Source organism: Solitalea canadensis DSM 3403 (assembly GCF_000242635.2).
GTDB classification, from domain to species: domain Bacteria; phylum Bacteroidota; class Bacteroidia; order Sphingobacteriales; family Sphingobacteriaceae; genus Solitalea; species Solitalea canadensis.
This window is the reverse complement of sequence record NC_017770.1, coordinates 3,369,069-3,383,501: the sequence shown is the minus strand read 5'-3', so window position 1 is coordinate 3,383,501 and position 14,433 is coordinate 3,369,069. Positions and strand designations below refer to the sequence as shown.

Here is a 14,433-nt window from a genome sequence, read left to right as displayed (position 1 = left end):
CAATAAAATGCATTCTGAAGGACGAAGAAACCAGGATGAGATAAGCGCGTAAGTTAACCTCGTCCGTTCAAAATGTCTATGGGGGCTATTCCTGTTTAGCAATAGATTTCTGGTGATTTGTATCGGAATTACTGATCAGATCCTTTTCATTTAGTACAGCAAACCCAAACTGATGACTATAGGATTGCCCTTTGTGTTTACTGTTAGCCACTGGAAGAAGTGCGTAACGAGCAATAGCTACCGACTCTCTGTTTTTCTTTTCATCAACCGATAACGTATGGGCATTGATAAAAAAGTTGGCACTATCAGCTGCTTTCGTTCCTTTTGAAACTATTTTGATAGCAATTTCGGGATGTTCTTGCTTGAACTCCCATATCCATTTTTCAACCAATGGATAGGTGAACCGTGTTCCGGTGATTACAATCTGATTTTCTGAAAATGGTGTTTGAGCAGCAGTAGTTTGCCAAAGGCCTGCCAATGCCAATATGGCGATGAAGTGTTTAAACTTTTTCATTGTCAGAAGTTGTTTAAGTTTTCTGTTAATGTCGCTGTTTGTAGGTGCAACTATTAGTTAAGATCTGTTTTCCGGCATGCCACAATAGTTTAAGACTTAAAGTCAAAAATGATTAGAAACCAGGGCGTACTGTTAAGTCCTAAAGTGGGGTGGAAAAATTACATGCAACAGCAGCGTTGCATACAAGTTAGTGTAGTGCAAAAGAGGTAGCGTTTAGATGTTTGGGTTTTTAGGATGCTGATGTTGTACATGATTATATAGATTTAATTCATAAACAATACTTAGTCTATAGATTATATAGGCAAATATAATAAAGATTTTGAAAATCAAAATAGAAATGTAAAAAAAGTTAAAGAGGAGGGAAGTCAGTAAGGAAAAGGATGGTTGTAATTATAATTGAAGGATAACCCATTCAACTGTTGAAGCAATCCAAGTGGTTGTTAATATGATAGAAGTTTCTTCATCATAAGTGTCGTACTTTTCATTGCTTCATTTTTAGGCTGGCTAATGCAATGAAGCAATGGAAAAGGGCACGACTAAATTATTTGGGTGGACTAATATTAATTTTGAGTTAAAACTCCATTATTCACAAAGAAAAATCCAGCTGTTCCTCCGGAATAGCTCGTCCAGTTGGTAAAATCGAAAGAACCTGCTCCTGTGGAAGAGCCTTGAATTGCATAATATTTTACGGCAGTCTGGCTTCTGTTCCAGGTTAATGGACTACCTGATACACAGGTTTCTGGTCCAAGGTTATTATTTTGCAAGAAATAAGCTTTATTGATACCAAAAACCTTTGCAATACCATTTTGATCAATACAAACAGCTGTTTGCTCTTCAACACCTACACCCTTTGCAGTGGTAGCTGCTAAATCGGTCATGATGCGAGCCATAAAAGTAATGTGGCGCCCTCTGCGATCGGGATTATTGTAATGTGAATCAGTGATGGTATTACCTAGGTACGGATGATTAACAAAATCGTTGTGGCCTAATTGAACAGCCGTATTATAAGGGTTTGCCAAAGCATCAGCTGAATAAACCGTTCCATTCTGTGCCGAAAAATAGGATTTTCCCAGAATTGCGCATCCAGCGCTTGTGCCTCCAACAGGTACATGTTTGGTATTAATTAGGTAATTGATCGCATCTTCCACACCGGTATCCTTCCAATAATTGACATAATCATATTGATCTCCACCTGCAATGAACAATGCTTCTGCATTCCTGATTTTTTGAACAGCATCAGCGTTGTTGGCCTTTGCACGGGTATTAATCAGCAATGTTTCAACTGAGTTAACCGGAGCCATGTTAAACAGATAATCATTGTAGCCGTCGGCACCGCTGGCTCTGATAATTACAATATCACCTCCGCCACTTTTATTCAACATCCACAGCATAGCCGCATCAACATCTGTACTTCCGCCCATCAGGATAGTGCCTCCTGTAGTAGAGGTGGTAACATCAGCAGCATTTCCTGTCAAGTACGATTTAGGATTGGAGGAGGCTTCCAAGACCTTTTCAGAAGGTTGAACGGATAAATCTGTTAGTTCTGTAGTTTTTTTACAGGCAAAATGGGTAAGCACAACAACACCTAGTATGGCCATGCTTAGTAAAGGATAATTTCTTTTCATAGAATTGTATTGACATAAACTAATAAGAAATTTTCTTATTTTAAAATTTTAATACTTGATTATTAGATGTTTATGTCTTGCTAACGATTGAAACAGCTCAATGGGTAAGTAATTTGGACTAATATCGGTTAAGATTTACAAGATTTTTTTGGATAATTTAATCGGAATTATAGTTTTGCAGTCCCAATTGATTGAAGGTGAATTTACTTTTAAAAGATTCGGGAACACACATAACCAAGGGGAATTAGCTCAGTTGGCTAGAGTACTTGCCTGGCAGGCAAGGGGTCACCGGTTCGAATCCGGTATTCTCCACAAACATCGAAAACAGCCTTTTAAAGGCTGTTTTTTATTTTTAGGGACACACGGCAGGCACATCTATAAATTAGTCATCAACATGTACTAGGTATTAAAAATGAAAATATATCCTTCAAGTAGCTACATTAGATTGATTTAATCTTTTATATCTCTATTCTTGAAAACTGCTGTTTAGATTCAAACATAAACTATGCAGGTTTTTCATTGAAGGTTATTTAAGAATCAACAACTTTAGAACCTCTGTTTGTATATAAACAAAAAGCAATGACAAAATTTGATTATGATAGCGAAGCGGATAAATTAGCGCTTGCTATAGATATTGCTATTCAAGCTTTTAAGATGCATCCACCTGATGGTTTTGATGAGAAACAGTTAGCTCACTTTGTTAATGTCTATGAAGAATATAAAACAGAAATATTGTCTCCAGAGAAAAGATTTCGAAATAAATCAGGCTTAAAGCAATCGACATATGAAGTGTTTACCTACTTCCAAGAGGGTCATGGAAACACTGTTAATGTTTTTTGGGATAAGATCAATGAAAGTAAGCTGGATTTTAGAAGAGAAAATAGGCTCGCTAAAATTTTAAAAAGGAAAAAAATAAAGGATCATACTGAATACGATTTTGTGATTGATACATTAGTACCCTATCAACAAGAGGGTTTAATTTCATCAGATGAAGTTGAATTGTTGAACAGTTTGATTTCGGATTATGAAACAAATAAGGATTAACCACACAGTGCATTATTTGGAAATCTGCCTTCCAACTTGCGGTTTACAATAACCGATTAGGATCAGAATCTTTTAAATGAATTTCATCTGGATATTAAAAATATTGCAACACTCCAGTATAAACCCTCCCTTCAAAATAGACTAGAACCCATTCTAATTTGTTTACCATATTCGCTCACTACCCCAACGAAACGGATTCTTTGTTTAGTTTCACTCCATCCGGAGCTGTTAACATTTCAAATCTTTTTTATTTCTATTAAGGTTAGAATTCTCGAAAAATTCACCTAAAAGATGAAATTATCTTTTTTTGAACCTTTCCGGTACCCGAATGGCGACAAGTATTCACCAATTTTTAAAATGAGGTATACTTGAACTTTTGACCGCCTACTGATGCTTCATACATCGCACCACCCTTGGTGTGGGTGAATATCATGACACCGTTGGTATACTTTGCATCTGCAGAAGCGCCAGCAGTGATCGCAACAGCTGAAGCCTGTGCTGAAAATTCAAGTTTGTTCGCCTTGAAACGATCCATTGCTTCTTTGTTTTCAAAAAATATGAGCTCCCTGTAAGCCTGTCCGCCAAATTGAAAACCAATGGTTACCTGTGACATCTTCGCTTTTCCTGTAATTTTGCCTTTTTCATAAACGATACCATTTCCAGAGGCTCCACCCACCCCCACAGCTCCCTTGCCAACATTGGGAAGGATCACATACCCATAAGCGTCAGCAAATACACTTTTCAATAAGGCATCCGTATGAAGAAAATCTGCCTTGGCGCTGTCACAATCAGCAATTATTTGTTTGTCCTTGTCAGATTGAGCTACTGCTGTATTTGCGATTAATAATAATGAGGAAAAAATCATTATTGCTTTTGCAAGTGAGATAACTAGGTTCTTTTTCATTTTGTTTGTTTTTAATTGGCTGATATAGAAATGTTTATTTAATTAAAAAGGCGCATATATGATGCCAACATAAAAAATCATCTATTCTTTTCATTGGTTTTGCGAAATGGGGGTATAATCCAAGGGTTAAGGTTGGAACTGACAAATGATTCATTCCTAGAAAGATGCTCAAGATGTTTTTAAAGAGCATTATGATGTAAGCTGGGGTTTTTTAGAAGAATTCAATATTCTTTTGTTAAAACGTTAGAATAGGGAAACTTTGTCTGGTATATAAAGCATTTAAACTTCATTAAAGCTTTCATTTTTAGCATTCGTACTAAAATCCTGTCCAAACAAACCTGTTAAATAGTCTATTTTGCACCCTAATTAAGTAGTATTTGGACAATATCTTTGAGGTATAAACTTCTAAAACCTTAAGAAAATGACTACATCAGATTTTACTACTACACTGTTGGTAGACCAAACTCCACAAGAAGTATTCAAGGCCATCAATAATGTGCGCGGATGGTGGTCAGTAGCAATTGAAGGAGGAACAGACAAGCTCAATGATGAGTTTATTTATTCTGTCGAAGATATTCATCAATGCCGAATGAAATTAATAGAGGTTGTACCTGATAAAAAAGTCGTTTGGCTGGTAATGGAAAACTACTTTAGCTTTATTGAAGATAAAACTGAGTGGACAGGTACAAAAATCAGCTTTGAGATCTCGGAAAAGGATAATAAAGCTCAACTCCGTTTCACTCATCAGGGGTTAGTTCCAGAATATGAGTGTTTCAATATCTGTTCAAATGCATGGACCCACTATGTACAAGAAAGCTTATTTAACTTGATCACCACGGGTAAAGGCCAGCCTAATCCAAAGGATTTCAAGCCGGTTATAAATAAATAGTTAAATGGAATAAGATTCTATCTATAGTTGAAAAGGCTATTTGTTAAGCAACTTCAATTATAGATAGAATGATTTTCGAAATAGCATGAACTAAATTACATTGGATGATAATCAAAAGAGTCATTCGTTTTTTTAAGGGGTTCGTGATCATTTAAAAAATTTAATGAAGAAGATTCCTGGCCTTCTATTTATAGTTCATCACTTACTACTTTCAACAATTAAGAGTAATAGTTGCCTCATAACTCCAAATAAAGGTGCTGGTACATTCCAGATTCCTGCAAGCCTTCAACATAAACATTCTGATTTTTGCATTATTATTGAAATCAAACGGTTGCGAATCAAATGACTGTAATTTCTTTAACTACCTGATTAGAAGGAATCTAAATAAGGTCTTGTTTAATAGGTTTGCGGTTTTTTATTTTAATATTGCGTAATTCAATAAAGTGCTCCGCTTTAATTATTATGCATTTTTAGTTTATCTACCTGTGAACGATCAATTTTTTTCTGGCAAATGGTCAGGACATTATATGTATGGTGATACTTATCCGGATGGAATCCGGCATACTTCAACCCCCTTTATAATAAATATGACTGTCATTAATGGTAACCTGAAAGGTACATGCGAAGATATTTTTGGTACCAATGTTTTTGAGGATACAGCTGTAATTACCGGTTTTATTGAAGATAACTTTACCAGTTTCATAAAAGAATATCCTTGCTTAATGCAATTTGATGAGCATATGCAACGAAAGGTCTTCCCTGAATTTCCATCTCAGAAAATACATTACTCAGGTGTATTTGAGGATGGAAAGTTTGTAGGTGAGTGGGATATGGATATGTCTTTTGAAGATCATGATGGAAATATTATCACAATTATGCATGCAGGCACATGGGTAATGGAGAAATGTTCTTAGTTGCAATAAATACCTTATTATATTGTTGTAAATAAATCACATCATCCTTTTAGCATGGAGTTTTTACGATTATTAGGATCTGACGGAAAACAGCTTATAAAACATCTGTTAACAGTAACGGTCTGATTGTAAATTTTGCTTGTTATTTATTACGTCGGCTTAAAATCAATTACTATGACAGATTCAACTAAGTTTAAATTAATTATTGTTGTCGGCTTTATCCTTATTGCAGCATTTACAGTTAGCAGAAAGTATGATTCTGGGCAGAAAAAAATAATGCCGATAGAAAATTCATTTACAAATGATCTGCGAGATGGTGATCTCATCTTTCAAACCTCTTTATCATCGCAAAGCAAGGCAATTCAATCTGCTACCCACTCTAAGTACAGTCATTGCGGGTTGATTTATAAAGAGGGTAAAAATTGCTTCGTATTTGAGGCCATTCAACCGGTTAAATTAACGCCTTTAGATAAGTGGGTTGCAAGAGGAAGGGACGGGCATTATGTAGTTAAGCGTTTGAAAAATGCTGATCAGATTTTGACACCTCAAGTGCTGAAAAAAATGAAAGCTGTCGGCAATCAGCTAAAAGGAAAGGATTATGACATTTATTTTGGTTGGTCAGACGATCGTATTTATTGTTCTGAGCTGATTTGGAAAGTCTACCAGCGAGCGACAAGCATTGAAATTGGTAAACTCGAAAGATTGAAAGATTTTGACCTAAGCAGTAAAGCGTTGAAATTAAAGATGAAAGAGCGTTATGGAAATAACATTCCTGAAGATGAAAAAGTAATTTCTCCAGTCAGTATTTTCGAGAGTGAGTTGTTAGAAACGGTTAAGGAAGAATAGCTGTCTATCCGTGTCCGATAAACTGCTCTTTCAGGAATTTTTGTTGACATACATTACTTTTAGCAATATAATAACACACTCCATGGGGCTTGATAGCGTAGAAATATTAGTTGAAGTTGAGAATGCATTTGATATCTCCATACCTGATCGTGAAGCCGAAATAGTTTATACTGTTGGCGATTTGCACGACCTGGTTTGGAAGTACGTCGAAAATAAGATAAACGAATCGTGTTTATCAAGGAGTCTATTTTATCGGTTAAGGTCTTCCTTTGTAGAAACTTTTAAGATCAACCAAGAACACTTTCATCCTAATGTACAGTTGAATAAAATTATTCCCCAATTGAACAGAAGAGAGAATTGGAAAATACTTCAGCAGGATTTAGAGTTAGAATTTCCGAATCTTGTACTCCCCGAATTTTGGTCCTATACATTATTCACCTTTAGCTCACTTTCTATCTTTGGTAGTGCGATTGTTGGTATTATTTACAGAGGTTTAATTGTCGAAGTTACTCTATTTCCTATTATCGGAATAGTAGCTACGATTGTTCTGTCTTATTTACTTAGGTTCAAACGAACAGAATTTAATCCGGCAACGATAAGGGATTTTGTACGGAGAGTATTGGCGTTAAATTATAGGAATATAAATAAGAGTGTTTAAATAAGTCGTCGAGAAGTTGAGCTAATCATTAATCATATTATTTCCGATTGTACTGGCATTAGATTAAGCGAAATAACCCCAGAAAAAAGTTTTACGAATGATTTGGGTATTGATTGATACAATATGCATTGGGTAGAAGTTACTTTGACTAGAGCACTTGAGTATAAAAGTTAGTTCTATGATTATTCTGTACACAAGAAACTTTTTCTCATGTGGATAAGTAAAAGATAATATCCAAAACTTTAAGTGGAAACTTAAGACTTGTTTGGGCTGATGCTTTTTCAACCTACTTATGAAATATCTACAAATCGCCAGTATTATTCTATTGTTTGTTATTTCTGCATGTTCAAGCAAAAATGAAAAAGCAAGTGCAGCTAAAAATAACGCAATTGAAGAAAAATTCCCTATCGACTATATTCGTAAAGTTTCGATGGAACGTAGGAAGTACTATAACCTTGATTCTTTAGATGCCCAAACCTTAACTCCCATAGATTCCAGTTTCTTTAAAAAATGGTTTGATAAAAGAACGGTTGATAATGATAATAGCAATCCGATTAAATTTGATCTATTTTCAAGATATTATTTTTTTGACTTTAAAGATGCTGGAAAAACTGTTTTATTTTCAATTATATGGATGGATGAAACTGGCTACAATCTTTTTTATAATATCACATACAATAAATCATCTGAACAATTAGAACGAGTTGATTTAATTGCTGTTAACGGTGGGGATGGTGGACAGTCAGTATCAAATTATCTCAATTTTAATGTTTTGGGGGATGGTTTGAATCTGACAACTGTGATTTCCGATGAATATTCCAGGAATGATCATAACTATGTTATCCAGGTTGATTCCGTTCTCACTAAAATTGAACTACTCCAACCCAAAGTTAGCTATTCGACTAATGATTCTAAAAGGGTTAAAGAATGGAGAGTAACCGACTCATCTGGAAATACAATTAGAATAGGTTCATTTTCAACCCTTCCCCCAGAAATAGATGGCTGTTCTTGCGTTTTTTCTATTGATACGAATGATTTTAAGAATAATAGGTTCATTTATGTAAACAATTATGAACAAACCTCTTACATGAAAGTAAATGGAAGTTTAGTAAAGTTTACTCAAGTTGATGTTAAAGAAAATGATGACAATAGCCTCATTGAATACTATAAAAGTGACAACTTCGAAATGATAATTAAAGGCAAAGATGAAGGCCGAAATAGTGATGAAACCTGGTTAAAAAGAGGTAGAATAATTATAAAGAATAAAAAGGGCTCAACAATACTCCTAAATTTTTATGGTGAATGTGGTTGTTAACACTTTAAAAAGTCCCGACTTCAGGACTTTTTAAAGTAAAGAAGTTCTTTGTTAAACGCCACTTCCATAAAGCCGCTTGGAAATAGGGTGTCTTCCAATGCTGCATCTGTTTCCGACTCCAATATCCAAAAACATTTCACATATGGTTGCAACTTTTCGCCCGGAATAATTTCTTTAAACAGCATTTTTATAGTAGGTCGTGTATTTAACAAATATAGTATTTATACACAGGAGCTTAACATCAGATTGATGAAAGTGTTTTCGTCCGGTTCTAAATAACTCTATCTTCGAACACAAACATTTATGAATATGAAAAAAGCGTTACTATCCCTACTTATTATCATTCCTTTTTTATCATTTAGTCAAGAGAAGCAAAAAATTAGTGTTGGAGTCGTTATTAGTCCAAGTTTAACAAATATCAGAGGTACAAATTTTCTGCCTAAGTACTATGAGAAAACTTTGGGGTATTTAATTGGAGCATCGTTTAATTATACTATTAACAATACTATTTCATTACAGACCGATCTATCATTTGAAAGAAAGGGTGCTGTTTTAAATGTTGAAGGAACTAACTCTCAAGGGGCTTATGAAGGACAGGGATTTAAAGCGCATTCAAACTTTGATTATCTTACCATTCCACTACTTGCCAGAGCAACATTCGGCTCCAAAGTTAAGTTTTTCATTAATGCCGGACCTTTTGTTGGTTTTTTGATTAGTCAGAAAGAAACAACAAAAGCTTCTGGATTTCCGACTTCTAAAATTGATTACACAAGTTTATATCAATGTCTTGATGCTGGTATCACTGCAGGGGTAGGATTATCAGTTCCGATGAACGAAAGATTTTCTGTTTCACTTGAAGGAAGAAATAACCTTGGACTTGTAGATATCAATAAGTATTCAGGCAGCGTGATGACTAATTCTACTAATTTTTTGATTGGAGTAGTTTATCATTTATAGCTGAGAAGCTTACAATAATTAAAATAGTGGGGCTATTAATTTAATAGTGTTATTTGTTTTTATGATCTATTAATTACTTGAAAACAAAAAAGTTAACATGAAACATACATTAACCTTTTTCTTTTCCTTTTTTATCGTCATCAATGTTTTTGCTCAAGATAAAAAAGTTACTTCCGCCATTGTTGATGAAGGGAAAGCACTTTACCGATCAGAAATGGCTTCCTGGTATGGAACCGATATCTTTTTTGAAAATTTTAAGGACAAAACGGCAAATTTTGGAGGCTATTTTTCATATGATGAAGAAAATATAACGAAATGTGTGTTTGTGTCTAAAGGCGAAAAACCTACGGTTCTGGCAACAATTTCTTTTGACAGCACCTTTTCAGTGGAAAATGCAAAGGTTATTGGAAAAGACAGAGCACTCTCCTCAAGAGAACAGCAGTATTTTGCATTGCGGAAAAAAGCTATTGAAACTCTTGATGCTGACACGTTGTTTAAATCTTATAGCAATACTTCCCTAAATCTGATTCCCTTAATAAGGAATGGGCAGAAAAAAGTTTTTATTCTCACCGGACCTAAAGTGAACGGAGTGGTAATTTTTGGAAATGATTACCTAATCTCATTTGATGAAAATAATAAGGTAACCGAAAAGAAAAGTTTACATAAAAATATTATTCCTATAAACTTTAAACCAGATGAAGAGCATAATGTTGAATTATCGATGCACTCACATCTTCCTGAAACGGGCGACTACATAACATCAACAGATATTTGTACGCTGATGCTTTATGGAAATTTTGCAAAATGGAAACAACATCTCGTTATGTCAAAAAAATACATCTCTATTTGGGATTGTTCAAAGAATGAATTGAACGTAATAACCAAGGAAGCCTGGGATAAAATTAATGAACATCAGAAAAAGTTGAAATCAAATTAATTCTAAATGCAACCTCAAATAAGAACATTATCGCCTAAAAAACTTATTGGACAACGACTTCAAATGTCCATTGCCAAAAATCTAACTTTTGAATTATGGAGTAGGTTTATGCCCAGAAGAAAGGAGCTTGAAAATGCGATCGGTTCAAACTTATATTCATTGCAAGTATATGATAGCAAGCTCGATATTAAGGATTTTAATCCCTCCACATTATTTGATAAATGGGCAGCTATTGAAGTTTCCGACTTGGATAATGTTCCGGTTGAAATGGAATCCCTTGAGTTAGCAGGCGGGTTATACGCGGTATTTCTTTATAAAGGAAAGCCGAGTGATTTCGCTCCAACCTTTAATTATATTTTCAATGAATGGTTGCCTAACTCCGAATTTGAATTGGATAATAATAGGCCTCATTTCGAAATATTGGGCGAGAAATACAAAAACAATGATCCTGATTCTGAAGAAGAGGTTTGGGTGCCAATAAGGAAGAAAAGTTAAAGTAGGAGAACATTGTAAATAGATTTGTGTAAACAAATTTGTTTATATTTGCGGTATGAATGAAAGCATATCCATTTTAAAAGGTATCCATCCTGGGGCAATTCTTGAGAGGGAGTTAAAGAAAAAGAATCTTAAACAAGGGCCTTTTGCTTTGTCTTTAAATGAATATCCTCAGACCATAAATGCTATTATCAAAGGAAAAAGAGATATGAATTTAGGACTCTCTCTTAAAATAGAAGAGAGACTTGAAATGGAAGAAGGTTTTTTAATGACTTTGCAATTGCATTATGATATTAAAAAACAAAAGCAAAGTTTTTCGACCTTTAATCATCCGGATCTTTCATTGATTCGCCCTGTCATTTTTTGGGATACTCAAATAGATAAGATAGACTGGGAAAAACAAAAATTAGCGGTTATTAAACGGATTTTTGAACGTGGTAATGAAGAAGAAAAACAGGAGATTATTCGATTTTACGGGTTGGAAACAGTTCAATCAGTTATTGGCAAATTAAAATAAGAAATTACATCTATGAAAAAGCTGTATGTTACATTGGAATACAGTAAATGAGCTGTTGAAAGAATACTTAATGCTATTAATGAATGCAGAAGAGTTTTCTAGTTTTAGATTAGTTGGTGGAACATCCTTAAGTCTTCAGTTGGGGCATCGTATATCGATTGATATTGATCTTTTTACAGATGCTACGTATGGATCAATTGATTTTGATGCAATTGATGTTTTTTTGAAACAGCAATTTAAATATGTTGAGGGTTCTCTGGGAATGCTGCCAGGGATGGGAAGAGCTTATTTCATTGGTGATAACAAGTACAACTTAATTAAGCTGGATGTCTTTTATACGGATAGCTTTATCCAGGAAGCATTGGTTATAGATAATGTACGAATGGCGACAATAGATGAAATAGTTGCGATGAAAATGGATGTTGTGCAAAGAGGTGGTCGAAAAAAGGATTTTTGGGATTTACATGAATTACTGGATAATTATTCTATACATAGAATGCTTGACTTGCACAAGATTCGATACCCCTATTCTCATGATCGGCTATTAATACTTAATAATTTAAAAGATTTTGAACAAGCAGAATCGGATTTTAATCCTACCTGCCTGAGAGGAAAGTATTGGGAAATCATTAAATTGGATTTTGCAGAAGCTTTATAATTTAGTTTATTCATTGTAGTCCAGTAATTTAATTAGTATTTTTCTGTCATAATATCTTTGGAAATCTAAAGATTAAATACATCTAAGTGCTTCGTTTCAACGATCCGTTGTTGATGCCAATAACCCTTGAAACTCCTCATGAAAGATTGGCCAGAGGCTTACCCTTAGCAGGAAGCCCGGGGGAATTGTATGTTGAACGGCGAAGTATTCCACTAGCAGTCGCAGATCAGGCCGGAGTACGTTTTGATCCCGACTGGCAGGGACGACCTGCTGTAATAACCCCCATGTATGATCTAAATGGTAATTTATGTTCCGTTCACGGACGTTATTTGCAACAGCTGGGTAATGAAAATAAAATGTTTACCATAGGTCCTGGAGGTGGAATGGTGCAAGTGTTGGGTGGCATAAAGAATGATCCCATCATTATTGTTGAAGGGTTATTTGATGCCTTATCACTCGCGGTTTGCGGATATGGATCTCTGGCAACAGTTGGAAGACACGCTCCTTGGCTGGCAGACATATGTGCCGGAAAAAAAGTGTTATTAGGCTTTGATGCCAATAAACCCGGTGAAGCAGATGTTAAACACTATCAAAGCCTACTGAAAAACGCTAATTGTTATCGTATTATTCCTCCTCATCATTGCAAAGATTGGAATACTGCACTTGTTAAGCGCGGAGCAGCCGTCGTTACTTTTTGGCTGCGTAATTTTATGAATAACCTGGAACACAGATCATGAATATACAAGCGAATTCATATGGTTCTGCCCGGTATCCTGCAAGCTTAGCATCAAAACTTGATCTGCCTTTAATGATCTGTTTCAGGGTCACCCGTTTTTGCAACGCACGTTGTGGCTTCTGTCTGGCGCCTCCCGACGGTGGTAATCATCCTAAAATCAGTGAACTGAAAAATCGTGTCGATTGGTTGCTGGCTAACGGGGTAAAAACAATGCATTTCTGTGGCGGTGAGCCAACTATTCATCACCAACTTCCTGAATTAATAAGCTACACAAAAATGATAGGAGGGAAGTCGAAATTAACAACCAATGGGATTTTAGTTTCAGATGAATTGATTCATGCATTAAAGTTCGCACAAACTGAAGTTAAAGTGAGTTTACATGGCAATGAGATTCATCATAATAACATAGTGGGTAAAAATGCTTTTCATTCAACCTCCGAATCCATTTTAAGATTAATCAGAAACGGTATTAGAACTTCGGTTCAAACAACTATTGTACACAATCATTTGGATGCAATGGATTGGATCATTCAATTTTGTTTAGAAAATAGCATGAAGAAAGTGAGTTTTTTGCCGTTTATTCCCCGTGGATATGGATTGGAAAATCGGAGCCTTTATGATTTGTCATTAGCAGAGCAGCGGATGCTTCCGGAATTAATAAAACAGAATCGGAGAGAATACATGAACCGATTAGACATTCGTTTGCTTAATTTTAATTCGCGCCCCATTCATGTTGTTGAGCCTGACGGCCGGATCGTTCTTGAAGGTGCAACGGAAGCAAGAGATACCTATCTTTATCAAATACCCAACGTTAGCTTATGAAAAGCTTATATTCGTTTTTATCAATATTCACCACATGCCAAGTCAACAATTAGAACGTCTTAACTATTTGTGTGAAATTGTTCCTTCGTTATTATCATCGATATCAGAACAACATTTCAGTGAAAAATCTAGTCCGACGAAATGGAGTAAGAAAGAAATTTTGGGACACCTGATTGATAGTGCAACGAATAATCATCAACGTCTTATCCGCGCACAATATGAGAACGATCTATCATTTTATTATGATCAGAATCAATGGATGCGTTAAGTTTTTATAATGAGCGAAATAGTAAGGATCTGATAGGTTTTTGGACCCTTTACAACAAACATTTGTTGGAGATTGTAAAGCACATGTCGCCGGATAATCTTACCAAAGTTTGTAATGGACATACATTGGAATGGATCTTCAACGACTACGTAGAACATTTGGAACATCATTTAAAACAGCTCATCGACTACTAGAATGTACATTAACGGAAGGAGAGGCGGGCAATCAGCTTTGATCATAAATTAGCTCCACGGTAGATGAGGCTATAAAAGATATTTTTTTAATCAATAGTTAAAATGTGTTAAACGTTAGTGTGTTTCTAACTGTTATATTT

At 35.2% G+C, this 14,433-nt stretch carries 19 protein-coding genes and 1 tRNA gene; 16 read left to right on the top strand and 4 right to left on the bottom strand.

Features of this window, described 5'->3' with window-relative positions; genetic code table 11:
* Window positions 1-85: 85 nt before the first annotated feature.
* Complete coding sequence (locus tag SOLCA_RS13965; RefSeq protein WP_014681110.1) at window positions 86-514, bottom strand: hypothetical protein; 429 nt, start codon at window positions 512-514, stop codon at window positions 86-88.
* Between the two features lie 560 nt (window positions 515-1,074).
* Window positions 1,075-2,139: a cyanophycinase gene (locus SOLCA_RS13960; RefSeq protein WP_014681109.1), complete on the bottom strand. Its 1,065-nt coding sequence runs from the start codon at window positions 2,137-2,139 to the stop codon at window positions 1,075-1,077.
* 238 nt (window positions 2,140-2,377) lie between these two features.
* Here SOLCA_RS13960 and SOLCA_RS13955 point away from each other — a divergent pair.
* Window positions 2,378-2,451: transfer RNA gene (locus SOLCA_RS13955), tRNA-Ala, on the top strand.
* Window positions 2,452-2,718: 267 nt separating this feature from the next.
* A complete protein-coding gene (locus tag SOLCA_RS13950; protein ID WP_014681108.1) occupies window positions 2,719-3,183 on the top strand; it encodes a hypothetical protein in 465 nt (154 codons plus the stop codon).
* A gap of 352 nt (window positions 3,184-3,535) precedes the next feature.
* Here the strand turns inward: SOLCA_RS13950 and SOLCA_RS13945 are convergent, their stop codons facing one another.
* Window positions 3,536-4,087: a lipid-binding SYLF domain-containing protein gene (locus tag SOLCA_RS13945; RefSeq protein ID WP_014681107.1), complete on the bottom strand. Its 552-nt coding sequence runs from the start codon at window positions 4,085-4,087 to the stop codon at window positions 3,536-3,538.
* A 421-nt stretch (window positions 4,088-4,508) separates the two neighbouring features.
* Here SOLCA_RS13945 and SOLCA_RS13940 point away from each other — a divergent pair, with 421 nt between their 5' ends.
* From SOLCA_RS13940 to SOLCA_RS13920, 5 genes are all read left to right on the top strand, one after another.
* Complete coding sequence (locus SOLCA_RS13940) at window positions 4,509-4,976, top strand: SRPBCC family protein (RefSeq protein ID WP_014681106.1); 468 nt, start codon at window positions 4,509-4,511, stop codon at window positions 4,974-4,976.
* Window positions 4,977-5,461: 485 nt separating this feature from the next.
* Window positions 5,462-5,890 carry a hypothetical protein gene (locus SOLCA_RS13935; protein ID WP_157604575.1) on the top strand — a complete coding sequence of 143 codons (429 nt, stop codon included), beginning with the start codon at window positions 5,462-5,464 and terminating at the stop codon, window positions 5,888-5,890.
* Window positions 5,891-6,064: 174 nt separating this feature from the next.
* On the top strand, window positions 6,065-6,736 hold the full coding sequence (locus SOLCA_RS13930; RefSeq protein WP_014681104.1) for a YiiX family permuted papain-like enzyme: 672 nt from the start codon (window positions 6,065-6,067) through the stop codon (window positions 6,734-6,736).
* 82 nt (window positions 6,737-6,818) lie between these two features.
* Entirely contained in the window at window positions 6,819-7,394 is a 576-nt protein-coding gene (locus tag SOLCA_RS13925; protein ID WP_014681103.1) for an acyl carrier protein, read from the top strand.
* A 292-nt stretch (window positions 7,395-7,686) separates the two neighbouring features.
* Window positions 7,687-8,709 (top strand): hypothetical protein, encoded by a 1,023-nt coding sequence (locus tag SOLCA_RS13920; RefSeq protein ID WP_014681102.1) that lies wholly within the window; start codon window positions 7,687-7,689, stop codon window positions 8,707-8,709.
* A 20-nt stretch (window positions 8,710-8,729) separates the two neighbouring features.
* On the opposite strand, the gene SOLCA_RS23220 is transcribed toward SOLCA_RS13920, so the two are convergent.
* Window positions 8,730-8,894, bottom strand: a complete 165-nt coding sequence (locus tag SOLCA_RS23220; RefSeq protein WP_014681101.1) for a DUF6597 domain-containing transcriptional factor — start codon at window positions 8,892-8,894, stop codon at window positions 8,730-8,732.
* A gap of 118 nt (window positions 8,895-9,012) precedes the next feature.
* On the opposite strand from SOLCA_RS23220, the gene SOLCA_RS13915 reads away from it, so the two are divergent.
* The 9 genes from SOLCA_RS13915 (at window position 9,013) to SOLCA_RS22440 (ending at window position 14,293) form a co-directional block, all read left to right on the top strand.
* Window positions 9,013-9,666, top strand: coding sequence for a porin family protein (locus SOLCA_RS13915; protein ID WP_014681100.1), 654 nt, complete (start codon window positions 9,013-9,015; stop codon window positions 9,664-9,666).
* A gap of 97 nt (window positions 9,667-9,763) precedes the next feature.
* Window positions 9,764-10,603 (top strand): hypothetical protein, encoded by an 840-nt coding sequence (locus SOLCA_RS13910; protein ID WP_014681099.1) that lies wholly within the window; start codon window positions 9,764-9,766, stop codon window positions 10,601-10,603.
* 6 nt (window positions 10,604-10,609) lie between these two features.
* Window positions 10,610-11,098, top strand: coding sequence for a GyrI-like domain-containing protein (locus tag SOLCA_RS13905; protein WP_014681098.1), 489 nt, complete (start codon window positions 10,610-10,612; stop codon window positions 11,096-11,098).
* Window positions 11,099-11,153: 55 nt separating this feature from the next.
* A complete protein-coding gene (locus tag SOLCA_RS13900) occupies window positions 11,154-11,615 on the top strand; it encodes a helix-turn-helix transcriptional regulator (RefSeq protein ID WP_014681097.1) in 462 nt (153 codons plus the stop codon).
* 25 nt (window positions 11,616-11,640) lie between these two features.
* A complete protein-coding gene (locus tag SOLCA_RS13895) occupies window positions 11,641-12,273 on the top strand; it encodes a nucleotidyl transferase AbiEii/AbiGii toxin family protein (RefSeq protein WP_014681096.1) in 633 nt (210 codons plus the stop codon).
* 86 nt (window positions 12,274-12,359) lie between these two features.
* Window positions 12,360-13,010, top strand: coding sequence for a toprim domain-containing protein (locus SOLCA_RS13890; RefSeq protein WP_014681095.1), 651 nt, complete (start codon window positions 12,360-12,362; stop codon window positions 13,008-13,010).
* Window positions 13,007-13,831, top strand: coding sequence for a radical SAM protein (locus SOLCA_RS13885; RefSeq protein WP_014681094.1), 825 nt, complete (start codon window positions 13,007-13,009; stop codon window positions 13,829-13,831). Before SOLCA_RS13890 ends, SOLCA_RS13885 begins: the two co-directional genes overlap by 4 nt.
* A gap of 34 nt (window positions 13,832-13,865) precedes the next feature.
* The gene (locus tag SOLCA_RS22445) at window positions 13,866-14,099 is read left to right on the top strand and encodes a hypothetical protein (protein ID WP_052308599.1); all 234 of its coding nucleotides are present in this window, start codon (window positions 13,866-13,868) and stop codon (window positions 14,097-14,099) included.
* The gene (locus SOLCA_RS22440; protein ID WP_052308598.1) at window positions 14,087-14,293 is read left to right on the top strand and encodes a hypothetical protein; all 207 of its coding nucleotides are present in this window, start codon (window positions 14,087-14,089) and stop codon (window positions 14,291-14,293) included. Before SOLCA_RS22445 ends, SOLCA_RS22440 begins: the two co-directional genes overlap by 13 nt.
* Window positions 14,294-14,433 lie beyond the last annotated feature (140 nt).